This window comes from Aeromonas sp. BIGb0445 (assembly GCF_024809075.1).
Taxonomy (GTDB): Bacteria; Pseudomonadota; Gammaproteobacteria; order Enterobacterales; family Aeromonadaceae; genus Aeromonas; species Aeromonas rivuli.
The window spans coordinates 23,346-46,301 of sequence record NZ_JANUES010000003.1; the positions used below are offsets into that span (position 1 = coordinate 23,346).

Genomic DNA, 22,956 nt, shown 5'->3' on the forward strand with positions numbered 1-22,956 from the left:
AATCGTTACAGGGTATCGGCATCGAGCATGCCATAACGAATAGCCAAGTGAGTCAGCTCTACATCACCATTGATATCGAGTTTGCTGAACAGCCGGTAGCGGTAGCTGTTGACCGTTTTCGGGCTCAGGTTGAGCTGCTCTGAAATATCGGTCACTTTCTGCCCCTTGGTGATCATCATCATGATCTGCAGCTCGCGCTCGGACAGAGACTTGAAGGGGTTCTCGTCGGCGGAGGCAAACTGGCTCAGGGCCATCTGCTGGGCTATCTCGGGGGAGATGTAACGCTGACCAGAGTGCACTAGGCGAATGGCGTGGATCATCTCTTCCGGCGCGGCACCCTTGGTGAGATAACCGGCGGCACCCGCCTGCATCACCTTGGTCGGGAACGGATTTTCAGAATGAATGGTCAGCACTATGATGCGGACATCGGGCCGCAATCTCAGGATCTTGCGGGTCGCTTCCAGCCCGCCGATCCCCGGCATATTCATATCCATCAGGATCACATCCGGGTGATGTTGACGGCAGAAAGTGACCGCCAACTCGCCACTCTGTACCTCGCCCACCACCTTGATACCACGGACGTCTTCCAGAATGCGTCTTATCCCTGTACGCACCAACTCATGATCATCGACCAGGAATACATTTATCACCCAAACACCCCGTTTCTTATCTTGTTATGTGCCAGTTAGGGTTAACACGGCGTCTTGCATCATAACCAAACTGATCGATTTGGCAAATCATGGCGGGGAAAAGTTTGAGGAAGTACATGAATAACGTTATTAATCAAATAATTATATAAGCCATCAACAAAAAACGGCATCCGAAGATGCCGTATTGGTCATGGGCAGCGTCATCAGGATACCGCCAGCAGGGCCCGTACCTTGTCCAGATCGGCCTGGGTATCGACCCCCACCGGCGGCGCTTCCAGCGCCTGAGCCACATGGATCTTTTCGCCATACCAGAGCACCCGCAGTTGTTCGAGGGATTCCACCTGTTCGAGCTGACTCGGTGCCCAGCCCACATAGCGCTCGATGAAGCCGGCGCGATAGGCATAGATGCCAATATGGCGCTGGTACCAAGGGCCGGCCTGCTCCTTGCTGGCAGCGAAACCGTCTCTATCCCAGGGAATGGGGGCGCGGCTGAAGTAGAGGGCATAGCCATCCTTGTCAGTCACGACCTTGACCGCATTGGGATTGAACAGCTCCTCCGCCGCCAGGATCGGCACCGACAGGGTTGCCATGGGCGCGCTGGCCCCCGCCAGGTTGTCGGCCACCTGGCGGATGATCACCGGGGGAATGAGCGGTTCATCCCCCTGCACATTGACCACTATGGTATCGGCGGCAAAGCCGTAGTGACGGCACACCTCGGCCAGGCGCTCGGTGCCAGACTGGTGATCCTTCGAGGTCATGCACACCTCGACCCCGCTCTCGCACAGGGCTGCGCGCACTCGCTCATCATCAGTGGCAACGATGACTCGCTCTGCCCCGGACTGGCGCGCCTTGGCCACCACATGGGCGACCATGGGCTGGCCATGGATGTCCGCCAGGGGTTTGCCCGGCAGGCGGGTCGAGGCGTAGCGGGCCGGGATGACCACCACGAAGCTCATGAGGGCAGCTCATCGCTGGTCAGGGTGCGGGCACGGTTCTCCAGCAGCACGGGGATGCCCTCTTCCAGGGGATAGGCCAGTTTGTCGAAGCGGCAGATGAGCTCATCCGCTTCCTTGTGGTATTGCAGTTTGCCCTTGCAAACCGGGCAGGCAATGATGTCGAGCAGCTTAATGTCCAGTGCCAAAACGAGACTCCTTCAAGGATTTCAACAGGGTGTCGAGCAATGCCTGAGGCAGCTCGGCACTGACCGGCAGATACCACCAATGGGGCTGCGCGAAGGCGCGGCACTTGACGGCATCTTTCTCGGTCATAAACAGGGGACGATCGGCGAAACGGGCGAGCAGCTCGCTGGGATCGAAGGGGTGATGATCCGCGTAACCCTGAGCCTGGCGCAGCTGATAGCCCAGTTCGGTCAGGGTCGCAAAGAAACGAGGGGGATGGCCGATGCCCGCCAGGGCATCGATCTCGGGTCCCAGGGGAACATCCGGGGCAGTGTCGTCCAGCACCCGGCGCGGCGCGGCCGCCACCAGCTGCATGCCGTACTCCCCCAGCTCGGGTTCACCACCGTTGCAGAGCACGGCATGCACCCGTTTTAGCCTGGAAAGGGGCTCACGCAGCGGCCCCATGGGCAGCAGACAGCTGTTGCCGAAACGGCGCATGCCATCCACCACCACCAGCTCGATATCCCGCGCCAGGGCATAGTGTTGCAAACCATCGTCGGTAATGATGATGTCCACCTCACCACTTGCCTCGAGCAGTCGCACCGCATCGGCCCGTGTGGGCGCCACCACCACGGGGCAGCCACAACGGCGGGCAATGAGCACCGGCTCGTCCCCCGCCTCTGCGGTCGTACTGCCAGCATCGAGCCGATATGGGTAATGGGGGGCCTTGCCGCCATAACCGCGACTGACCACCCCGGGTCGCCAGCCTCTTGCTTGCAGTTGCTCCACCAGCCAGATCACCACCGGCGTCTTGCCATTGCCGCCGACCGAGAGGTTGCCCACCACGATCACCGGCAGGCTGGCGCGATAAGCCTCCAGCCAGCCACGCCGAAAAGCCAGGCGGCGCAGACCGCTGATGAGACCAAACAGCAGGGCAAAGGGGGCCAGCAACCAGCGCCAGCCACTCTGCCCATACCAGAGCCGATCCAGCATCAGCCTTTATGTCCCACAGGCACGTCACCAAACTGGATGGCGCGCAGCTGGGCATAGGTGCCACCGTGGGTCATCAGGGCCTCATGATTACCGCGTTCGACGATGCGCCCCTCATCGATCACCAGGATCTCGTCCGCCTTCTCGATGGTGGAGAGGCGATGGGCGATCACCAGCGAGGTGCGCGCCTTGCACAGCTCGTCGATGGCGGCCTGAATGTGACGCTCGGATTCGGTATCCAGTGCGGAAGTCGCTTCATCGAGCAGCAGCACCGGGGCATCGCGCAACAGGGCGCGGGCGATGGCGATCCGCTGGCGCTGACCGCCGGACAAGGAGGCGCCATTCTCGCCCACCACGGTATCGTAACCGTCGCTCATCTTGCTGACGAACTCATCGGCGTGGGCCACCACGGCGGCATGGCGGATCTGCTCGAGGCTGTAACGATCGCCGGCAGCATAGGCGATGTTGTTGGCGACACTGTCGTTAAACAGGTGCACATGCTGGGAGACCAGGGCGTATTGCTTGCGCAGATCGCTCAAACGGTACTCCTGAATGTTGACCCCATCGAGCAGGATCTCCCCTTCCTCTATGTCGTAGAAACGGGTCAGCAGGCTGGCGATGGTGCTCTTGCCAGAGCCGGAACGGCCCACCAGGGCCACTGACTTGCCCGCCTCGACCTTGAAGCTGACATTGTGCAGCGCCGGGGTCTGTTTGGTCGGGTAGGTAAAGGTGACATTGCGGAACTCGATCTCGCCCCGGGCCCGGTCCAGGGGACGCGTGCCGGTATCGGGCTCAGGCTGGCTGTCGAGCAGGCCAAACAGGCTCTGGCAGGCGGTGATGCCCTTCTGGAACTGGTTGTTGATGTCGGTCAGGCTCTTCAGCGGCTTGAGCAGCATCATCATCGAGGTGATCATCACGGTGAAGGTACCCGCGGTCAGGGTCTCGCGCACCCCGTCGACGGTCGCTGCATAGAGGAAGACCGCCAGGGCGATGGAGGCCACCATCTGCACCACGGGCGTGCCGATGGCGTTGGCCGCGACCATCTTCATATTCTGCTGGCGCATGTGGTTGCTGACCCGGAAGAAGCGCTTGGACTCCACCTCCTGACCGCCAAACATCAGCACCTCCTTGTGACCCTTGAGCATCTGCTCGGTCGAGGTGGTGATGTTGCCCATCGCCTTCTGGATCTGGCGGCTGATGGTGCGGAAACGGCGGCTGATGAAGCTTATCAAGACACCGACCACGGGGCCGACCACCAGGAAGATGATGGAGAGCTGCCAGGAGTGCCAGAACATCAGGCCCAGCAGACCGATGACGGTCGCCCCTTCCCGCACGATGGAGACCAGGGTCGAGCTCGCCGCAGAAGAGACCTGGCTGGCGTCATAGGTCACCTTGGAGAGCAGAGCACCGGTATTTTGCTGGTCGAAGAAGCTCATCGGCATGGCCATCAGGTGGTTGAACACCTGCTGCTGCAACTTGAGTACCACATGGTTACCGACCCAGGCCATGCAGAAGGTGGAGAGAAAGGTCGCGACACCGCGCAGCGCGACTATGCCCAGTACGAAGAAGGGCATCCAGGTCAGCACCGTCTTGTCGTTGCCATTGATGCCCTGATCGATCAGCGGCTTGATGGAGTAGACAAAGGCAGTATCGACCGCCGCATAACCCAGCATGCCAATGATGCCGCCCGCCAAGCCCAGCTTGCGATCGCGAACATAGGCGAGCAGCCGCTTGAACACGGGCCAGCTCTCTTGAGAGGTATCTTGAGAGTTATCTTGTTGCATGAATCGCCGTTATAAATGGGAAATGACGGGCTATTCTAGCCAAAGCTGTGGTTTCCACCAAGCTCCACTGCGTCGATACCAGGGCCCGGCATCTCGCTCACCCCGGATCTCAAGTCCATTTGACCCCACCTCGATCAATATCGCCCCCGACTCCCCACTGATCCATTGCCGTGAGTCGGGTACCAGGGCGCGATAGCGTGCCACGATTTCAGGACGAGGAAAGTGCCAGCGATTCATGAAACCGGCGCTATGCACAACCTCGGTGGCCGCCACCGCACTCACAAAACCCGGTGTTGAGGAGGTTTTGCTGCCGTGGTGCGGGCTGACCAGCACAGTGCTGCGCACTCCCTCCCCCTCCAGTGCCAGCAGGCGGGTCTCGGCCTCCCGCTCAATGTCGGCGCTCAGCAGTACGCTCACCTGCCCGTCGCTTATCTGCAATACGCAACCATCGTTGTTGCGCCCGGCGCCACTGCGCTCAGGCCACAGCATGCGCAGCGTCAATCCTTGCCACTGCCACTGCTGACCACGTCGACAGGCCTGGGTGCTGGCCGAGAAAGCGTAAGACGAGTACTCGGCCCTGACCGGCAGCGCCGCGCGCAGGGCCTCCCGATTGCCCGCATGATCCCGGTCTCTGTGGCTCAATATCAGCATATCGAGCTCATCGACCGATAACCGATGCAACATCGGCAAGATGGCCGCGTCCGCCATGTTGTAACCACCGGGAAAGCGATCGCCGGTATCAAATAGAATGTGATGACCACGACTGCTGAGCAGCACCGCCAGCCCCTGCCCCACATCCAGCACGCGCACCTGCCAGCTCGGCGCAGCTGGCCAGCCGGCGAGCAAGGCGGCCACAAGCAGCGGCAACCCCAACCAGCGGCCGCCAGGCAGCGTCCAGGCTATCCAGCCCAGCAAAAACAAGATGCTGAGCGGCAGCGCCCAGCCCGGTACCGGCCACCAGAGTGCCCACTGTCCATTGAGCCACTCCAGGCTGACCATGATATAGCCGAGCGCCCCATCGGCCAGCCAGAACAGACCATGGGCGAGGCTCGGGGAGAAGAGACTCACCAGTACGGCAATGAGCGCCACCGGGATGATAAAGAGGCAAAAGAGTGGCAGAGCCAGCAGGTTGATGAACAGCGCCAAGGGTGCCACCCCCTCGAACAACGCGAGTTGCAGTGGCAACAGGCCGAGCAGCAAGAGGCCTTGCAGCCGCAGCAGGCTGGGCCTGCCATAGAGGTAACTCGCCCCCATCAAGAGCGCCACCGCCAGGAAAGAGAGCCAGAAGCCCGCGGCAAAGAGCGCAAAGGGATCCCACAACAAGATGGCCACGAAGGCCAGCAACCAGACCCGATAAGGGGGCCAATCCCGCTTCCAGACTCGCAGTATGCTCCAGACCAGCACCATGATGAGGGCCCGCTCGGTCGCCACTGCAAAACCCGCCAACCAGCTATAAGTGGCAGCAAATAGCAAGGTGCCGACCAATGCCCCTTTCAAGCCAAACAGCCGTCCCAACCAGAAACCCAGCACCGCCACCAGGGCGATGTGCTGACCCGAGATGGCGATGATGTGGGTCAGGCCTGCGCCGCGAAACAGCTCCCATTGCCTATCCGAGATGCCAGCTTGCTCGCCAAAGGTAAGCGCGCTGAGCAAAGGCGCCTGCGCCAACCCTTGCCAGGCTTGCCCGGCGCTGGCCAGCCAGCGGGCCCGCAGACCGGGTGGCTCGCGGTCAACCCTGATGAGGCGACGCAAGTTGCCTGTCGCGCTGATCCCCTTGCCCAGCAACAGACGCCGGCCATCCATGCCAGCCTCATTGGCCAAACCGTGGGCGGGTTTGAGAGAGGCGACCAGTGTCAGCGTCGAGCCCGGTGTCAGCTCGGGTAAAGTTTGGTAAGCATTGATGCGCACCGAGGGAGGCAGGGGTAAGCTGCGACCATCCAGCTCGATGAGCTTGAGCCGCAGCCGCGTAAATTTATCATCTTGAGGCTCTGCACTTTGCACCTGTGCGGTTATGATGTGGCTCGCCTGCTCCCCCAGGGTGTCCAACCAGGAGAGCCGTGCCTGCATGTTGACCTGCATCCAGAGGATGCCCAGTACCAAAAACAGCAGCCGCCAGGCGCGTATAAAACAGAAGGGGATCAGCAGGGACAGCCATAATCCCCCCCATTGGAATGAAGGCAACCATGGCCAAAGCAGACAGGAGCTTGCCCCGAGGGCAAACGACAATAGACGCAGATCCATGGAGCAAGTATTTAGCAAGGTTTCATTATGCCCAAACATCTCATTAAACGCTGGATGCCGGATCATAAAACGCTCAAGGAACACAAGCACTTACGTCTTTTCGGTGACCTGCTGCTCGATGCCAACCTCTGGCATCTGAACCGTCGCTCCGCCGCTGGCGCCTTCGCGGTCGGGCTCTTCATGGCCTGGATCCCCGTCCCTTTCCAGATGCTGTTGGCCGCCGGTGGCGCCATCCTCTTTCGCGTCAATCTGCCGCTCTCGGTTGCCCTGGTCTGGCTGACCAATCCCCTCACCATGCCGCCGCTGTTCTACGCCGCCTACGTGGTTGGCTGCCATCTGCTGGGCCAGCCCTCCCAGCATATAGAGATTGAATTTACCTGGAGCTGGCTGACATCTGTCTTCGAGACCATAGCCCCGCCCCTGCTGCTCGGCTCCCTGGTGCTGGCGATCCTCAGTTCCATCACAGGCTATGTGGTAGTACGCGGCCTCTGGCGGCTGAGCATAGTGCGTCAATGGCGCAATCGCAGCGCAGACAAGTCAGGGGTGGACAAACCATGAACTCCCACTGGCGTAGCCGGTTCCGGATAACCCCGGAGCAGCTGCGCCAGCACAAGTGGTTTGCCCTGTTTGGGGAACGCCTGTTCGCCCCTGAACTCTGGCAGTCGGGCACCCGTGCTCTGTCCGGCGCCTGCGCGGCCGGTCTGTTCGCATCCTGGATCCCCCTGCCGATGCACAGCTTGATCGCCGTGGGATTGGCGCTGCTGTTTAGCCTCAACTTGCCCCTGGCACTGCTGGCGGTCTGGTTCAACAATCCCGTTACCCTGCCCTTCATGTATCTGTGGGCTTACCGCACCGGCTGCGCACTGCTTCAGCTGACCCCGGCCCCCTTCCATCTGGAGTGGTCGCTGGCCTGGTTCGAACAGGAGGCTGCCACGCTGCTGCCCCCCTTCCTGCTCGGCAGTCTGTTGCTTGGTCTGCTGACCGCGAGCCTGGGAGGCCTGCTTTGCGCCCTCCTGCTCAGGCTGTTTCGCCGTCATTGAGCCGGCGAAAACCGGCATGATCCCAACCGCCCCCTCGCGATAGCCGTCTCCTTCGGCCTCCCTTATCTTCCGCCCTGCCCGTCCCTTGTCAGAGGCCCATCTTGGCACCACACTGAGTGCAATCAATCGGTTGCTACTCGAACCTGCCACAAGGAGCTCCCATGGCTGACCCCCTGATCCTCGCCTATGCCGGCAAACACCCTCTCTCACTGCTACCCGCCAAGGCCAATCGCCATGGCCTGATAACGGGAGCAACCGGGACTGGCAAGACAGTGACATTGCAAGTGCTGGCGGAGGGCTTCTCCAATCAGGGGGTCCCCGTCTTTCTGGCTGACGTGAAGGGCGATCTCAGTGGCCTCGGCGCTATGGGTACCCGTTCAGCCAAGCTCGAGGAGCGACTCGGCCAGATGGGCATTGCGGCCCCCACCTTTGCCGCCAGTCCCGTGGTGTTCTGGGATCTCTATGGCGAGCAAGGCCATCCGGTGCGCGCCACCATCTCCGATATGGGTCCCTTGCTGCTCGGGCGGTTGCTTGGCCTAAATGATACCCAGAGCGGTGTATTGGAGCTGGTGTTCAAGGTGGCCGATGACGAGGGGTTGTTGCTGCTAGACCTGAAAGACTTGCGGGCCATGGTGCAGTTCGTCGGCGAAAATGCCAAACGGCTCACCACCAGTTACGGCAATGTATCGAGTGCGTCTGTCGGCGCTATCTTGCGCAATCTGCTCAGTCTGGAGCGCGCCGGGGCCGATCACTTCTTCGGTGAACCCATGCTTGATATCCAGGATCTGCTGCAGACCGATGAGCAGGGCCGTGGTCACATCAACGTCCTGGCGGCGGATAAGTTGACCCAGTCGAGCCGCCTTTACGCCTGTTTCCTGCTCTGGCTGCTCTCCGAACTGTTCGAACAGCTGCCCGAGATTGGCGATCCCGATAAACCCAAGCTGGTGTTCTTCTTCGACGAAGCACATCTCCTCTTTACCGATACCCCCAAGGCGCTGCTGGAAAAAATAGAGTTGGTGGTACGGCTTATTCGCTCCAAAGGGGTGGGCGTCTACTTCGTGACCCAGAGTCCGGCCGATATCCCGGCCAGCGTATTGGGCCAACTCGGCAACCGGGTACAGCATGCACTGCGGGCCTTCACCCCGCAGGATCAGAAAGCGGTACGTATCGCCGCCGATACGCTCAGGGCCAATCCGGCCTTTGACGCCACTGGTGTCATCACCGAACTCGGCGTCGGTGAAGCGCTGGTCTCGACCCTGGATGAGAAGGGCAGCCCCCAAATGGTGGAGCGCGCCCTGATAGCGCCCCCCGCCAGCCGAATAGGCCCGCTGACGGCCCCCGAACGCCAGGCTCTCATCAAGGGTTCCTTGCTGTTTGGCCAGTACGAACAGACCCAGGACAGGGAGTCAGCCTTCGAGCGGTTGAAAGGGCAGGCTCAAGCCGCGCCTGAGTCAGCTCCCCAGTCCAGTCAAGTCCCCGAGCAAGCCGAGGATGACGGCGGCCTTTTTGGATCCATCGGCGAGATACTGTTTGGCCGCACCGGCCCCCGGGGGGGTCAGCACGATGGGGTGGTGCAGACGGCCGCCAAGAGTGTGGCCCGCACTCTGGGGAACGAGATGGGGCGCCAGCTGGTACGGGGCGTGCTCGGCTCCCTGCTCGGGGGCAGCAGCAAGCGTCGTCGCTGATAGGGATATATAAATGAAGAGAGGCCCGCACATGGCGGGCCTCTCTGTCTCTGACGTCAGCCGCTCACTCAGGAACGGTCAAGGCAGCGCTCAGATCACCTTGGCGATGGCATCGCACAGGGGGTCTATGTTGGCATGGGTGATACCTGCCACGCTGATGCGGCCGGAACCCACGATATAGATCCCAAACTCCTGCTTGAGTCGCTCAACCTGGGCCTTGTCCAACCCGGAGAAGGAGAACATGCCGTTCTGCTCGCGGATAAAGCTGAAGTCCTGGGCAATACCCTGCGCCGCAAGTTTCTCCACCAGCAGCTCACGCATCTCCCGGATCCGCACCCGCATCTCGGCCACCTCGGCCACCCACTCCGCATAGAGAGCAGGATCCTGCACTATGGTGGTCACCACGGCGGCGCCATGGGACGGCGGATTGGAGTAGTTGGCACGGATCACCGTCTTGACCTGGGTGAAGGCCACGTCGGCCACGGCCTTGCTGGCGCTGACCAGCGTAAAGGCCCCGACCCGCTCGTTGTAGAGCCCGAAGTTCTTGGAGAAAGAGCTCGCCACCAGCAGTTCATCATGGCAGGCGGCGAAGATGCGCAGTCCCTCGGCATCCTCTTCGATACCACGGGCAAAACCCTGATAGGCAAAGTCAAACAGCGGCAACCAGCCAGCGGCCAGGCTCTGCTCGGCCAGGGCCTGCCACTGCTCACGAGTCGGATCTATGCCGGTCGGGTTATGGCAGCAACCGTGCAGCAGCACCAGATCGCCGGCTTGCGCCTCGGCCAGTGAGGCCTGCATGGCGGCAAAGTCGAGCCCCTTGGTGGTGGCATCATAGTACTTGTACCACTTCACGGTCAGACCGGCGGCCTGGAAGACGCTGACGTGGTTTGCCCAGGTCGGATCCGAGATCCAGACGGTCTTGCTCAGGTTGTTGCGCACCACAAACTCGGCGGCGATACGCAGGGCACCCGTGCCCCCCGGCGCCTGCGCCGTCTTGACCCGACCGCTGTTGATGAGCTCCGCACCCTTGCCAAACAGCAGCTGTTGCACCACGGCACCATAGGCGGCGGTACCCTCTATGCCGAGGTAGTTCTTGCTCTTCTCGTCATTGAGCAGGCGTTGCTCGGCTTGTTTGACGCTGCGCAAAATAGGAGTGGCTCCGGATTCATCCTTGTAGATCCCAACCCCGAGATTGATCTTGTCGGTACGAGGATCGGCGCGGAAGGCATCGGTCAGGCCCAGAATCGGATCCGCTGGGGCGGCAACAACCTTTTCAAACATGGTTTTCCCTGTGTTCCATTGATGTTATTGGGGGGCGTCCTGGATGGTAAACGCAGCGGCCCTGAGGCGGCACTGCGCCTCTTCTTTATACCACCGCCCATCGGGTGGGAAAACCGCTTTTTAGCCCCATGTTTTGCCGACTATCCGGCCAGGGCCTCCCAGCTCGAAGCCAGGGCCATTACCTCGGCGCAGAGCCCCTGCTGCGCGGCTATCAGCGGGTGGCACGCGGTGCGAAAAGCACCCGGCAGCAAGCTGGGCTCCCAGGCTCTCGGCCCCGACAGGGGGAGCCCATAGTGCATCATGAGAGGGGCCAGATCCCGGGGTAGCCACCAGCTCGCCGGACGGGCGAAGCGCGCCGCCAGCGCCTGAACCCGCGCAGCGCCAGCCGGATCCAGGCGAGTGATATGGTGCCAGCGAACCCCGAGGGGCAAGGCGGCCAGCAGGGGCGCAAGAAGATGGGGGGCTTCGCGCTCCCCATAGACCAGGATGCAGTCATCTGGCAGCACCAACTCGGTGAAGATGCCGAGGCTGTCGGTGGTGATGGCCCGGGCGGGTTCCTGACCTGGCCAGATCAACTTGCCAAGCCGCGCCAGGCTGCGCTCCGGCAAGCTAAGCTCACCCAGCCCCTGCAACCAGGGCGCGGCATCGAGCAGTTGCCCGCCCTGCAAAAACAGGCTGAAGGGGTGGCTCGCCCTCAGCCTGAGGACCCCGTCGCCACAGGGCGTGATCCCCTTGTCTTCGAAATCTATCTGTTCGGCCGTGCTAAATGGCTGCTCACCCTTGCGATAGAGGGCGGCGAGCACCCGCTGGTTGATCCGCTCCTTGAGCTGCCAGCCTTGGGCATGGATCCACTCCTCCGGGCTCGGCGGAGCTGACGACAACTTGGCCAGGGTGAGCTCCCGTTGCAAGTAGCGCCGGCCCGCCGGCGTGAGCTGATATTGATGGGCGCCGAGGGAGAGCAGCAACTGATGGCTGCGCAGCAGGCCGATGAGGGGTTGCAGGTTTCTATCTCTTACGCTGACCGCATCTTGCGCCAAGAGTTGCTGGGCAAACGTCTGCCACGCCGGATGAGTGAAATCGATCAAGGCCCGCTCCTTCCCTGTCGGGGTAACAAGCTGATTAATCTAACGAATAGCGAAGCTGATACCAAGCCGGGCAAGCAGACAACGTGATGTGGCGCAGGGAGATCAGAGCAGAAGAAAGCGAGAGAAAAGCGAAAAGCAAAACGGCCAAGCAAGCTTGGCCGTTTCATCAACTCAATATCGTTTCCCTAGACGAGGGAGCCGAAATTAGAAGTTGTATTGCAGGGCAACAGTGAACTCGTCATCACGGTCGTCGATACCCTGGATTTTGTACTCGGTATAGGCTTTGAACTTGGAAGTGAAGTTGTACTGAACGCCCAGCAGGGTTTCATCAACTTGATCTTCGTAGCTGTTGCCGTTGTCTTTGGCTTCGGTGAAGTTGTAACCAGCCAGGAAGGTCCAGGCGTCAACGTTGTAGGAAGCAGCCAGCTCGTAGCCACGACCCTTGCCATCCCAACCGGTGTTGTCGTTGTCAACTTTACCCTGGGTGTACATACCGGCGAAGTAGAAACCGTTGATGGCGTAGTTGGCACCGATGGCCCACTCGTCTTTGTTACCTTCGTCACCAGTGACCTTGTTCTCCAGCTCGGAAGTGGAGTAGGCGGCGTCGAAGCCCAGACCGAAGTCGAAGTCATAACCGGCAGCAGCAGCGAAGCCGTAGTTACGCTTGACGTCCGGACCGAATACGGCGTCTTCTTTCACACCTTGACCGATGTCAGTCACTTTAACAGCGACGTCATCGTTGGTCTGGTAGGAGAGCTTGCCGGAGAAACCACCGAAGCTGTTGGAGTAGATGATCTGGCCTTCCTGACGACCGTCGTAGAAGTTACCTACGTCACCCCATTCGTTGAAGATATCGGTCGCTTCCAGGGCGTCGTAGAAGGCGGTGTCGGTCTGACCGAAGATGATCTTACCGTACTGGCTGCCGTCCAGACCCACGTAGATGTGACGGGAGTTGAATTTGTTGTCGGAGTTCTCGGCAGAAACCTGCCACTCGGTCTTGGCGATACCAGACCAAGTGTCATTCAGGGCAACTTTGCCGGACCAACCCAGACGGGAAGAACCAACCAGCTCGCCATCGGCGTCGTCGTGCTCAGCGTAGTAGTTAGCCTGTACACGGCCGTAAACGTCAAAAGAGGTACCGTCTTTGTCATAGATGACCGCGGCGTTAGCGGCGGAAGCGAACAGAGCCGGGATAGCAATAGCCAGAATTGTCTTTTTCATAGTTTCCAATGCCTACTGTAATTAAACACTAAGTTGTTGTTATTCCCTGTGTTAGCGATGTTCTTTGCATCACTATGGGGCCCGAGACTAGCATCGGGTTTTGCAATCCGCAATGAAAAAACTTGGAACTTTTCGGCGAATCGATAGTCATAGGGAGAAAAATGTGATCCTTATCTCATCTTTCATCTCTCTTTGAGGGAAAACGTTTACAGCGTAAAACGCTGCTTTTCTGTGCCACCAAAGCGGAGTCAAAGGTGTTTTGTCGCCACAGTGGAACATATGGCGACAGTGGCATGGCGTCTCGCTCAACAGCCTCGACCCGGCAGCCGAGTTACGGGTATCCTGTCTGTCTGCCCCCTCAAGCCGCGCGCCCATCAAGCCCATGTTATCGACCCGTCTCAAAGCCAGCATACGTGCTACCTACCGCCAGATTGCCGACAGCTTGCCCGGTTTCATGCCGCGCAAAGAGCAGAACTTCCTGGTGGCAGAGATAGCCAAGACGCTCACCGGGGAATATGACAAATCCCGCCGCATCCTGGTGGCCGAGGCAGGCACCGGCATCGGCAAATCCCTCTCTTATGCGCAAGGGGCCATCCCAGTCGCACGCCTGACCCAGAAGAAACTCATCATCTCCACCGCCACAGTGGCGCTGCAAGAGCAGCTCATCCACAAGGATTTGCCCTTCTATCATCGTCATAGCGAGTTGCCATTCAAGTTCATGCTGGTCAAGGGCCGCCAGCGCTACTGCTGCGAGCACTTGCTGGAACAGGCGGCCAGTGGCGCCGACATGAGCAATTTTGAGTTCAACTTCGAGGCCCTGAGCAAGCACAAGCCAAGCGCCAGCGATCGGAGCCTCTACCAGGCCCTGTGGCAGGCCTATACCGATGGCAAGTGGGATGGGGATCGTGACAACTGGCCCGACCCCATTTCCGAACCCGGCTGGCTGCGTATCGCCGCCGACCGCCACAGTTGCAACAAAGCGCTCAGCCATCACCAGCACTGCCCCTTCCATCGTGCCCGCAATGACATGGAGGCCGCCGACGTCCTGGTGGTCAATCACGCCCTGCTGCTCTCGGATCTCACCATGGGCGGCGGCATCATCTTGCCCAGCCCGGACGAGTGTTTCTATGTGCTCGACGAGGCCCATCACCTGCCCACCATCGCCCGGGACCATGGGGCCGCCAGCGCCAGCATCAAGGGTTCGCGCCGCTGGCTGGAGAAACTCGCCCAGAGTGCTGGCAAGCTGACTCGCAGTCTCAATAAAGAGAGCCTGATCGATCCCCAGCTCAAGCTGCAAGATGCCCTCGCCTCCTTGCAGCCGGACCTCAAGGCCCTGGAGCAGTGGCTTGGCGCCAATGAAGGGCTCTTCGGCCAGGAGCCCCATTACCGATTCGAAGGTGGCGTCTTGCCCGACCCCCTGCCCATGCTGGCCGAAAACCTGAAAGAGGCGAGCAAGAAGGCATTGCGGGCCCTGGACAGGATGCAGGGCGCCATCGCCGAAGCCCTGAAAGATGGGGAGATCCGCCGCAAGGAGGCCGAGCCGTTGCTGGCCGAAACCGGTTTTCACCTGCAGCGCCTGGAGGGATTCAACGCCCTCTGGGAGATGCTAAGTCGCCATGTTCCCCAAGGAAAAACCCCCATGGCACGCTGGATGGTGAAGGGAGACGAAGGGGAAGTCTGGCTGCACGCCTCTCCCATCGAGGTCGGCTACCTGCTGGAAGAGTGGCTCTGGTCACGCTGCCTCGGCGCCGTACTGGTCTCGGCCACCCTGAGCGCCCTCTCCTCCTTTAGCTATTTTCGCCATCAGGTGGGGCTCAAGGAGCATGACGGCACCCGCTACCTGCGCCTGCGCTCCCCCTTCGATTACCAGAAGGCGGAGCTCTATCTGCCCAAGATGGTCAATGAACCCAGTGCCCCCGGCTTCACCCAGGAGCTGATTGAGGTGCTGCCTCGGCTGGTCGCAGGCAAGGAGGCGAGCCTGGTGCTCTTCTCCTCCTATCGTCAGATGAACGAGGTGGCGCAAGGGTTGCGCGCCAAGGGGCTCTCTCTATTGGTACAAGGCGAGGCGTCGCGCAGTGCGCTGCTGACCCTGCACAAACAGAAATGCGATGGTGCCCAGGCCAGCGTGCTGCTCGGCACCGGCAGCTTCTCGGAAGGGCTGGACTTGCCCGGCCACTACCTGACCAACCTGGTGATCACCAAGCTCCCCTTCGCCGTGCCCAACTCACCGGTGGAAGAGGCGACGGCAGAGTGGGTCGAGCAACGCGGTGGCAATCCCTTCTTGCAACTAACGGTCCCCGAGGCCTCCCGCAAGCTGATCCAGGCCTGTGGTCGCCTGATCCGCAAAGAGACAGACAGGGGCCGGGTGACCATTCTCGATCGCCGCCTCCTGACCAAGCGCTACGGCAAGGGCTTGCTCGATGCCCTGCCCCCGTTCAGTCGCCGCATCGATTAAGTCTCGCCGCGATGAAGAGCGCGGCACAGGGCAGGGTTGTCGATGCCCTGCCCGCCTTGGCCGCCATCCGTCGCCACATCGATTAAGCCTCGCCACGATGAGAGCGCGGCACAGGGCAGGGTTGCCGATGCCCTGCCCGCCTCCGTCACCGTCAGTCGCCGCATCGATTAGCCCTCGCCAACATGCAGCCCATGTGCCGGTCACCCGCGCTATTGAGTAACAAGGTAATAGATGAAGGGTTCCCCATGGCAAGAGCGGTGCCCCTTGGCTATTGCCGCCCTCGCGCAAACCTGTAAAAATGGCCCCTGTTTTCAGCAGGCCATCGCCTGACTGTTCAAGGAGAAGAGATGAAACTGACTGTTTTGGTGCCGGCCCTGGCTGGTCTGTTGTGGGCGGGTAGCGCCCTGGCCAATGTCCAATTGGAAGTCACCCCACCCTATGTGGTGCAGTTGATCGATGGCGTATCTATCAATCCCAAGCTGCTCGACAAGTCCAACAGCTTCCCGATCCAGGCGGGAGATCATCAGCTGGTCGTCGCCTTCGAGGGTAACTACTCCAGCCGCAGTGACACCAAGTTCGTGACCGCAGAGCCCCTGGTCATCAACTTCACGGCCAAGGACAACCAGCAGTTGACCCTGGATTACAAGAAACCCCGTACCGAAGCCGAAGCCCAGCAGTTCATCAAGACCCAGAATGTGGTCCTGAAAGACAAGGTCAGCGGCCAGCCCCTCAAGACCGAGCAGTTCGTACTGCCCAAGGTCGAGGGTTTCCAGCTGACCCGTGACTATCAGCAGGAGCTGATCACCATGGGCAAGGCGTTCAATCAGCCAACCACGGTCGCCGTCTCCACCGCCGCCGTCATGGCCGCCAGCAGCGCCCCGGTTCAAGTTGCACCGAGCAAGGCTCAGAGCAACCCAGAAGCCCTGACCCAGCTGCAAAGCTGGTACAACAAGGCCGATACCGAGACGCGCAAAGCCTTCCAGATCTGGGTCATCCAGCAGCAATAAGGCCAGTGCCATACAACAACAAGGGGAGCTTCGGCTCCCCTTGTTGTTGGCCAGCGTTTCCTGAACCGCGTCAGCAATGCTGGCCCCCTCCCCTTCGGGCAGGACGCATCACAGGATTTCAACGCGGAGCCAAACAAGAAGAGGCGACCCCGGGGTCGCCTCTTCTGTTACCTAAACGTCTCACCGTTCGTTAACTGCGCTTCCTGGCATATTTGCGACGGGCACGGGCCTGGCGCACTTCCTCGCGCTCGGCCTTCTCCTTGGCCTTGTGCTCCGCCTCTTCGGCCGCCAGCACTATCTCGGCGCTCACCATCTCCGGCGTCTCCAGGGAGATGCGGCCCAGCAAGCCTGAGCGGAATTCGTTGACCAGGATCTCGGATGCCTTGTGCAGGTCGACCAGGCCGCCCTTGCGCACGAAGGCACGCTGACGGGCGATCATCTCCAGCAGCTCGATCTCGGTTTCCGGCAGATCGCTTATCTGGTAGCGCGCCTTGACCCGATCCGGATAGGCCTTGATGAAGTAATCCGCGGCAAACATGGCGATGTCGGCATAGTCAAATACCGTGTCCTTGATGGCGGCGGTGACGGCCAGGCGGTAGCCGCAAGAGGGCGGATTGAGCTTTGGCCACAGGAAGCCCGGGGTGTCGGTCAGGATGACATTGTTGTCGAGCTTGATGCGCTGCTGGGATTTGGTCACCCCCGCCTCGTTGCCGGTGCGGGCTATGGTGCGGCCCGCGAGGGTGTTGATCAGGGTGGACTTGCCCACGTTGGGGATACCCATGATCATGGCGCGCACGCCGCGCACATCAAGATTGCGCTCCGGCAGCATCTCGTGGCACAGGGCCAGCAGATTCTTGATCTTCTCAGGCTCCTGCTGCGTCAGGGGAAGGGCCTTGATCCCCTTCTCCTTTTCCATATGTTCAACCCAGAGCGCCGTGATGGCAGGATCGGCCAGGTCAGCCTTGTTCAGCACCTTGATGACAGGGGTATCGCCCCGCAATTCCGGCACCAGAGGGTTCTCGCTGGAGAAGGGGATCCGGGCATCGAGCATCTCAATGATGACATCGACCTGGGGCATGACCTCGGCAATCTCTTTACGGGCCTTGTGCATGTGACCGGGGAACCAGTTAATCGACATTCTCTCTCACCTTCTCTGCTCGGAACGGGGCGCATTTTACCTGCTTTTCCCCACATTGACAGACTCTTATCTCCCCTGGGGGCGGATCTGCCCCAAGGGAGCGGCCAGGGCGTCCCAGAAAATATTAACGAATTGATTAGCAAGGCAATTCATTAAGGGTTTAATCATAGTGTCATCTGGGTTCATTCAAACTGTCATCTTGCCTCTCTAGGCTTCGCTCTGGATTTACAAGGAGCGAACCCATGAAAAAAATCACAGGAATTGCACTCATGATAGGCGCCGCCCTGGCCGCCGGTTGCAATTCCAGCAGCGACAGCAACAACAGTGGTGACAAGGATGCGGGCACAACTCGCGCCAAAAACGTGATCTTCTTCCTCGGGGATGGCATGGGGATCAACACCCTGACCGCCGCCCGCATCTACGGGGTCGGTGAAGCGGGGGATCTCACCATAGATACCCTGCCGGAGACGGCCTTTATCAAGACCTTCTCCCACGATGCCCAGGTCACGGACTCGGCCCCCTCCATGGCCGCCTACATGACAGGGGTCAAGAGCAACAACGGCGTCATCAGCATGGATGGCGATGCCACCCAGCAGGACGACTGTGCCTTGAGCGCAGGCAAGTCTGTCACCACCTTGCTCGAACTGGCCAAGGCCGATGGCCGTGGCACCGGCGTGGTCACCACCACCCGCATCACCCACGCCACCCCGGCCGACACCTATGCCCATATCTGCAACAGGGATCTCGAGGCGGACATCGCCGTGCAGATGGTACCGGGCGGCGCTGGCTACAACCCCGCCCTCAAGGATGGTATCGACGTGGTGCTCGGCGGCGGCAGCAGCTTCTTCCTGCCCCAGGCTGACAAGGGCAAGCGCACCGACGGTCGCAACCTCATCGAGGAGATGAAGACCCAGGGCTACCAGTTCGCCAGCAACCTGGGCGAGCTGCAAGGCGCCGCCGCTGGCAAGCCACTGCTCGGCCTGTTTGGCGCCAGTCACATGAAATATGAGCTGGACAGACCCCAGGATGAGCCCTCCCTCAGCGACATGACCCTGGCGGCCATCAAGCAACTCAAAGACAAGTCCAAGGGCTACTTCCTGATGGTGGAAGGGGGACGCATCGATCATGCCCTGCATGACACCAATGCCAAGCGCGCCCTGCAAGACACCCTCGCCTTCGACCAGGCCATCCAGGCCGCCATCGATGAGGTCAAGAAAACCGACCCCGAGCTGAAAAACACCCTGATAGTGGTCACGGCCGACCACGACCACACCCTGGTGCTCAACGGCTATGCCAAGCGCACCGGCAAGACCACCGCCAGCAACCCCGGAGTCTTGGGGCTGGCCAAGGACTATGTCAGCGGCGACAACCTGCTCGATAGCGACGGCATGCCCTACACCATCATTGGTTTTGGCAACGGCTACAACCGCGTCGATGGCTCCCGGGCCAGCGTAGCGCCGCTGGACGATGCCACCGTCTCCGCCGACGACTATCACCAGGAGGTGGTCGTCAAGGTCGGTGAGCTCGGCAGCGAGACCCACGGCGGCACGGATGTATTCCTTGGCGCCATTGGCCAGGGCGCAGACAGCTTCCATGGCTCCCTCGATAACACAGCCGTCTTTGGCAAGATCAAGGCTGCGGCCCAGCTCTAAGGAACAGACCCATGAAAACTCGATTCAAGACCTCACCGATCTGCGCCGCCCTGACCCTGGCCACCCTGGCCCTGGTGCCTCGGGTCCAGGCCAGCGATGCCAAGAACGTCATCCTCTTTATTGGCGATGGCATGGGCCCGACCGTGCTCACCGCCACCCGCCTCTACAAGGTGGGGGAAGAGGGCAACCTCGAGATGATGTCCCTGCCCCGCAGCGCCCGCATCAAGACCTTCTCCCATGATGCCCAGACCACGGATTCGGCCCCCTCGATGGCGGCCTACACCACAGGCGTCAAGATGAACAACGAGGTGATTGGCATGAGTGCCGATACCCAGGCGGTGGCGCCGGCTAAGGATGCCAACGGCAACAAGGGCATCAACAACTGCACGGCGGACAACGGCCACTCGGTGCCGACCCTGCTCGAGCTGGCCAAGGCCGCCGGCAAGTCAGTGGGCGCCGTCACCACCACCGAGCTGACCCACGCCACTCCGGCGGCGACTTACGCCCACATCTGCCACCGAGATGCCGCCTACGCCATCTCCGCCCAGGCCGTACCGGGGGGCGCCGGCTTCAACCGCGCCCTGGGGGATGGGGTCGATGTACTGCTGGGAGGTGGTGCCAATCACTGGACGCCATATGATGCCAGCAGCAACAAGGGCGGGCGCGCCGATGGCCGGGATCTCACCGCCGAGCTTCAGGCCCAGGGCTATCAGTACGTCACCACCCAAAGCGATCTGGCCAAGGTGAGTGACGGCAAGGTGCTGGGACTGTTCAGTGCCAAGTCCCACCTCGACTACGAACTGGACAGGGTCGCCAAAGGCGCCGCCAATACCCAGCCATCCCTCTCCGAGATGACCGCCAAGGCGATCGATCTGCTGGCCAAAAACAGTCAGGGCTACTTCCTGATGGTGGAGGGGGGTCGCATCGACCACGCCTTGCATGGCACCAATGCCAAGCGGGCCCTGACCGACGCGGTGGCGCTGGATGAGGCGGTCAAGACGGCGCTCGGCAAGGTCGATTTGAACGACACCCTGATAGTGGTCACCGCAGACCATGACCACACCATGACCATCAACGGTTACGCCGCCAAGGGCAACCCCGTGCTGGATCTGGTGAAAAATGGTGATGGCTCGACCCAGAACGACGTGGATGGCAAGCCCTTCACCACCCTGGTATTTGGCAATGGTCCCAACCGCGCCGACGTGCGCCCCACCCTCACCAGCGCGGAGGTGATGAGCGATGACTACCTGCAAGAGACCGGCGTCAAGCTCGGATCCGAGACCCATGGCGGCGGCGATGTGATGCTGTTTGCCGATGGTGCCGGTAGCGCGCGCTTCAAGGGCACCCTGGAGAACATCAAGGTGTTTGGCAAGATACAAGAGGCCCTGGGTCTCTAAGAGAGACAGGCAACCTCTCAGCGCAGGGGCCGCATCGACGGCGGCCCCTTTTACCCGTTATCCCCTTTGCTGCCCGGGCCCAACCTTGGCCCCGGATCCCACGATGAGAGACCCATGCGCAAGACCCCGCTTCCCCCGTTTGCCCTGATGATGGGGTTGCTGCTGCAACTCGCAACCCTGTCCGTCCAGGCCAGCACGCCGGATGTCCCGGACCTGGCCGCCCGCATCCAGTATCAGGATCGCACCACCAGCGCCGATGGCGTCATTCGTGAAAGCAGCTGGCAAGAGCGCTGGCAACGCCGCGGCGATCAGATATGGAGCGAGCGACTCATCCCCATCACAGTGGCCCGTGCCTACCACCAGCAGCATGATGGCCAGCCCGGTCACAAGCACTTCACTCATCAGATGGCGGCCCGCTGGGTCGGCCGGGATGAGGATGGCACAGTGCAACTGCACTACGCCGACCGCTACCACAAGCAGTTGGTGAGCGTGCCCCCCGAGGAGTATGGCCAGGTTGCCTTCACCCCCAACTGGGCCAAGGTCCGCTTCCTGATTGACCCTGAGCTGCTGGCCACCATGGATTTGCTGGAGGACGCCGCCCCGGCCGGGGCGCGCTGGTATGAACACAAGACGGCCCATGAGCGCACCCGCATCCTCTGGTCCGCACGCCTGCAAGTCCCCCTGCAAGTCGAGTCGGGCTCCCTTGATGGCTATCGCAGCTACAAGATGACGCTCACCCCCGCCAAGCTCAGTGCCCAGGCCCCCTGGCTCGCGCTGGCCGACTACCAACCACGGGACATTCGCGACTTCTTCGACTAAACAGATGGGCCACAGATGGTACACTTGGCCTCTCGTTGACCATGATGACGTGCCATGTCCCTGCTGCTCTGCCTGCTGTTTATCTTGCTTAGCCCCTTTGCCCAGGCGATCACCCTGCTCGCGGGCGAGGTGCCTCCCTATGTGATCCGCGCCCAGCAAGGGGCGCCGACCGGCATGGCGGTAGAGGTCATTGAAGAGGCGGCCCGTCGCTTGCACGAACCCATCGAGATAGAGCTGATGCCCTTCGCACGCGCCATTCAGGAGGCCCAGCACAGGCCAGGGGTCTTGTTGTTGCCGCCGGTGCGCAGTCAGGCGCGCGAGACGATGCTGACCTGGATAGTGCCCCTGCTCGATGAGGCCTTCGTGCTCGCCAGCGATCGACGCCACCACCCCACCCCTTTGACATTGAATGAGGCGAGCACCCTGACAATCGGCGTGCTGCGCCACTCCCTTAGCCACAGCCGGCTCCAGGAGTTGGGGGCGCCCTCTCTGGAGATAGTCACCGCCGAGCGCAACAACGCCGACAAGCTGGCCCTGGGGCGGATCCAGGCCTGGGCCGCCGCCTGGAATACCATGCGCTACGCCCAGCAGGAGGCGGGGCTGCGGCTCTCCGATCTGGTCAAGGGGGCAAGGCTGGCCAAGGTGCCACTCTATCTGGCCGCCAGCCCCGACTTTCCCCCCCAGGAAGCCAAACGCTGGCACGATGCCATCCAGGGAATGCGGGCCGATGGCAGCCTGGTTCGCATCCTGCTTCAGTACGACTATCAGGCTCCCTGAGCCTGGGCGGAAGCATTGCCAAAGGAAATCATAATGGTTATGGTATCTCCATGAAAACCAGTCTGATTTTTCCCATTCTGCTCACACCCAGCTGAGCCCCCGTCCTCGTCGTTCCCACGAGCTGTCGGGGGCCGCGTCCATCACATCCGTGCTTCCCAATCTATTTGGCCCCCTGGGCCTCGTTAACCCTATTGCATGAGGAAATACCCTATGACTGCTCCCCATCTCATCATCTCCAGCCTGGATCTGGACCGAATTGAACCCCTGCTCGGCCACTCACCCCAGCATCAGGCCTTGCAGGAGGAGCTCAATCGCGCCGAGGTCCGCGAGCCGGCCGACATGCCGCCGGACGTGGTCACCATGAACAGCCAGGTACGCTTCAAGATGAAGAACAGCGACACCCCCTTCTGCCTGACCCTGGTCTATCCCAAGGACGTGCAGGGAGATGAGTCGAAGATCTCTGTGCTGGCCCCGGTTGGCAGCGCCCTGCTCGGTCTCAAGGTCGGTGACAGCATCAACTGGTCCGGTCCCGCTGGCCGCAACATTGAGGTCGAGATCTTGGAAGTCGTCTATCAGCCGGAGCGCGCCGGCGAGCTGCACCGCTGAAACGGCCACG

20 protein-coding genes are annotated in these 22,956 nt (G+C 61.0%); 10 read left to right on the forward strand and 10 right to left on the reverse strand.

Annotated elements, in window-relative coordinates; translation table 11 throughout:
• Positions 1-5: 5 nt before the first annotated feature.
• From uvrY to M2367_RS06910, 6 genes are all read right to left on the reverse strand, one after another.
• On the reverse strand, positions 6-650 hold the full coding sequence (gene uvrY, locus M2367_RS06885) for a UvrY/SirA/GacA family response regulator transcription factor (RefSeq protein WP_005904670.1): 645 nt from the start codon (positions 648-650) through the stop codon (positions 6-8).
• A gap of 203 nt (positions 651-853) precedes the next feature.
• Positions 854-1,606, reverse strand: coding sequence for a 3-deoxy-manno-octulosonate cytidylyltransferase (gene kdsB / locus M2367_RS06890; protein ID WP_259236254.1), 753 nt, complete (start codon positions 1,604-1,606; stop codon positions 854-856).
• Positions 1,603-1,791 carry a Trm112 family protein gene (locus M2367_RS06895; RefSeq protein ID WP_042042070.1) on the reverse strand — a complete coding sequence of 63 codons (189 nt, stop codon included), beginning with the start codon at positions 1,789-1,791 and terminating at the stop codon, positions 1,603-1,605. Before M2367_RS06895 ends, kdsB begins: the two co-directional genes overlap by 4 nt.
• A complete protein-coding gene (gene lpxK / locus M2367_RS06900; RefSeq protein ID WP_259236255.1) occupies positions 1,775-2,761 on the reverse strand; it encodes a tetraacyldisaccharide 4'-kinase in 987 nt (328 codons plus the stop codon). Before lpxK ends, M2367_RS06895 begins: the two co-directional genes overlap by 17 nt.
• Positions 2,761-4,542 (reverse strand): lipid A ABC transporter ATP-binding protein/permease MsbA, encoded by a 1,782-nt coding sequence (gene msbA / locus M2367_RS06905; protein WP_042042068.1) that lies wholly within the window; start codon positions 4,540-4,542, stop codon positions 2,761-2,763. The genes lpxK and msbA overlap by 1 nt, the downstream gene beginning before the upstream one ends.
• 30 nt (positions 4,543-4,572) lie before the next feature.
• The gene (locus M2367_RS06910) at positions 4,573-6,783 is read right to left on the reverse strand and encodes a DNA internalization-related competence protein ComEC/Rec2 (protein ID WP_259236256.1); all 2,211 of its coding nucleotides are present in this window, start codon (positions 6,781-6,783) and stop codon (positions 4,573-4,575) included.
• Between the two features lie 27 nt (positions 6,784-6,810).
• On the opposite strand from M2367_RS06910, the gene M2367_RS06915 reads away from it, so the two are divergent.
• From M2367_RS06915 to M2367_RS06925, 3 genes are all read left to right on the forward strand, one after another.
• Complete coding sequence (locus M2367_RS06915; RefSeq protein WP_042042066.1) at positions 6,811-7,341, forward strand: DUF2062 domain-containing protein; 531 nt, start codon at positions 6,811-6,813, stop codon at positions 7,339-7,341.
• A complete protein-coding gene (locus M2367_RS06920; protein WP_224432622.1) occupies positions 7,338-7,823 on the forward strand; it encodes a DUF2062 domain-containing protein in 486 nt (161 codons plus the stop codon). The genes M2367_RS06915 and M2367_RS06920 overlap by 4 nt, the downstream gene beginning before the upstream one ends.
• 161 nt (positions 7,824-7,984) lie before the next feature.
• Entirely contained in the window at positions 7,985-9,508 is a 1,524-nt protein-coding gene (locus tag M2367_RS06925; protein ID WP_259236257.1) for a DUF853 domain-containing protein, read from the forward strand.
• A gap of 90 nt (positions 9,509-9,598) precedes the next feature.
• On the opposite strand, the gene M2367_RS06930 is transcribed toward M2367_RS06925, so the two are convergent.
• The 3 genes from M2367_RS06930 to M2367_RS06940 form a co-directional block, all read right to left on the reverse strand.
• Entirely contained in the window at positions 9,599-10,789 is a 1,191-nt protein-coding gene (locus tag M2367_RS06930; protein WP_224432620.1) for an amino acid aminotransferase, read from the reverse strand.
• A gap of 140 nt (positions 10,790-10,929) precedes the next feature.
• A complete protein-coding gene (locus tag M2367_RS06935) occupies positions 10,930-11,874 on the reverse strand; it encodes a hypothetical protein (protein ID WP_224432619.1) in 945 nt (314 codons plus the stop codon).
• 204 nt (positions 11,875-12,078) lie between these two features.
• Complete coding sequence (locus tag M2367_RS06940; protein WP_259236258.1) at positions 12,079-13,095, reverse strand: porin; 1,017 nt, start codon at positions 13,093-13,095, stop codon at positions 12,079-12,081.
• A 382-nt stretch (positions 13,096-13,477) separates the two neighbouring features.
• Here M2367_RS06940 and dinG point away from each other — a divergent pair, with 382 nt between their 5' ends.
• Both dinG and M2367_RS06950 read left to right on the forward strand, forming a co-directional pair.
• Positions 13,478-15,550 carry an ATP-dependent DNA helicase DinG gene (gene dinG, locus M2367_RS06945; RefSeq protein WP_259236259.1) on the forward strand — a complete coding sequence of 691 codons (2,073 nt, stop codon included), beginning with the start codon at positions 13,478-13,480 and terminating at the stop codon, positions 15,548-15,550.
• A gap of 347 nt (positions 15,551-15,897) precedes the next feature.
• Positions 15,898-16,557 (forward strand): DUF2057 domain-containing protein, encoded by a 660-nt coding sequence (locus M2367_RS06950; protein ID WP_259236260.1) that lies wholly within the window; start codon positions 15,898-15,900, stop codon positions 16,555-16,557.
• A gap of 190 nt (positions 16,558-16,747) precedes the next feature.
• On the opposite strand, the gene ylqF is transcribed toward M2367_RS06950, so the two are convergent.
• The gene (ylqF, locus tag M2367_RS06955; RefSeq protein WP_259236261.1) at positions 16,748-17,695 is read right to left on the reverse strand and encodes a ribosome biogenesis GTPase YlqF; all 948 of its coding nucleotides are present in this window, start codon (positions 17,693-17,695) and stop codon (positions 16,748-16,750) included.
• A gap of 242 nt (positions 17,696-17,937) precedes the next feature.
• Here ylqF and M2367_RS06960 point away from each other — a divergent pair, with 242 nt between their 5' ends.
• The 5 genes from M2367_RS06960 to rnk all read left to right on the forward strand — a co-directional run bounded on the left by M2367_RS06960 (position 17,938) and on the right by rnk (position 22,946).
• Positions 17,938-19,347, forward strand: coding sequence for an alkaline phosphatase (locus M2367_RS06960; RefSeq protein WP_259236262.1), 1,410 nt, complete (start codon positions 17,938-17,940; stop codon positions 19,345-19,347).
• 11 nt (positions 19,348-19,358) lie between these two features.
• On the forward strand, positions 19,359-20,744 hold the full coding sequence (locus M2367_RS06965; RefSeq protein ID WP_259236263.1) for an alkaline phosphatase: 1,386 nt from the start codon (positions 19,359-19,361) through the stop codon (positions 20,742-20,744).
• A 147-nt stretch (positions 20,745-20,891) separates the two neighbouring features.
• Positions 20,892-21,563 (forward strand): hypothetical protein, encoded by a 672-nt coding sequence (locus tag M2367_RS06970; protein WP_224432974.1) that lies wholly within the window; start codon positions 20,892-20,894, stop codon positions 21,561-21,563.
• 54 nt (positions 21,564-21,617) lie between these two features.
• Complete coding sequence (locus M2367_RS06975; protein ID WP_259236264.1) at positions 21,618-22,340, forward strand: ABC transporter substrate-binding protein; 723 nt, start codon at positions 21,618-21,620, stop codon at positions 22,338-22,340.
• Between the two features lie 210 nt (positions 22,341-22,550).
• Positions 22,551-22,946 (forward strand): nucleoside diphosphate kinase regulator, encoded by a 396-nt coding sequence (gene rnk / locus M2367_RS06980; RefSeq protein ID WP_042044133.1) that lies wholly within the window; start codon positions 22,551-22,553, stop codon positions 22,944-22,946.
• The last annotated feature ends 10 nt before the right edge of the window (positions 22,947-22,956 follow it).

What these genes read in the sequence shown, in the direction of transcription:
- M2367_RS06960 (WP_259236262.1), top strand. Translation starts at nt 17,938, where the DNA reads ATGAAAAAAATCACAGGAATTGCACTCATGATAGGCGCCGCCCTGGCC.
- M2367_RS06920 (WP_224432622.1), top strand. Translation starts at nt 7,338, where the DNA reads ATGAACTCCCACTGGCGTAGCCGGTTCCGGATAACCCCGGAGCAGCTG.
- M2367_RS06940 (WP_259236258.1), bottom strand. Translation starts at nt 13,095, where the DNA reads ATGAAAAAGACAATTCTGGCTATTGCTATCCCGGCTCTGTTCGCTTCC.
- M2367_RS06965 (WP_259236263.1), top strand. Translation starts at nt 19,359, where the DNA reads ATGAAAACTCGATTCAAGACCTCACCGATCTGCGCCGCCCTGACCCTG.
- M2367_RS06910 (WP_259236256.1), bottom strand. Translation starts at nt 6,783, where the DNA reads ATGGATCTGCGTCTATTGTCGTTTGCCCTCGGGGCAAGCTCCTGTCTG.
- M2367_RS06970 (WP_224432974.1), top strand. Translation starts at nt 20,892, where the DNA reads ATGATGGGGTTGCTGCTGCAACTCGCAACCCTGTCCGTCCAGGCCAGC.
- dinG (WP_259236259.1), top strand. Translation starts at nt 13,478, where the DNA reads ATGTTATCGACCCGTCTCAAAGCCAGCATACGTGCTACCTACCGCCAG.
- kdsB (WP_259236254.1), bottom strand. Translation starts at nt 1,606, where the DNA reads ATGAGCTTCGTGGTGGTCATCCCGGCCCGCTACGCCTCGACCCGCCTG.
- M2367_RS06915 (WP_042042066.1), top strand. Translation starts at nt 6,811, where the DNA reads ATGCCCAAACATCTCATTAAACGCTGGATGCCGGATCATAAAACGCTC.
- M2367_RS06975 (WP_259236264.1), top strand. Translation starts at nt 21,618, where the DNA reads ATGTCCCTGCTGCTCTGCCTGCTGTTTATCTTGCTTAGCCCCTTTGCC.
- ylqF (WP_259236261.1), bottom strand. Translation starts at nt 17,695, where the DNA reads ATGTCGATTAACTGGTTCCCCGGTCACATGCACAAGGCCCGTAAAGAG.
- M2367_RS06925 (WP_259236257.1), top strand. Translation starts at nt 7,985, where the DNA reads ATGGCTGACCCCCTGATCCTCGCCTATGCCGGCAAACACCCTCTCTCA.
- M2367_RS06930 (WP_224432620.1), bottom strand. Translation starts at nt 10,789, where the DNA reads ATGTTTGAAAAGGTTGTTGCCGCCCCAGCGGATCCGATTCTGGGCCTG.
- msbA (WP_042042068.1), bottom strand. Translation starts at nt 4,542, where the DNA reads ATGCAACAAGATAACTCTCAAGATACCTCTCAAGAGAGCTGGCCCGTG.
- M2367_RS06950 (WP_259236260.1), top strand. Translation starts at nt 15,898, where the DNA reads ATGAAACTGACTGTTTTGGTGCCGGCCCTGGCTGGTCTGTTGTGGGCG.
- rnk (WP_042044133.1), top strand. Translation starts at nt 22,551, where the DNA reads ATGACTGCTCCCCATCTCATCATCTCCAGCCTGGATCTGGACCGAATT.
- lpxK (WP_259236255.1), bottom strand. Translation starts at nt 2,761, where the DNA reads ATGCTGGATCGGCTCTGGTATGGGCAGAGTGGCTGGCGCTGGTTGCTG.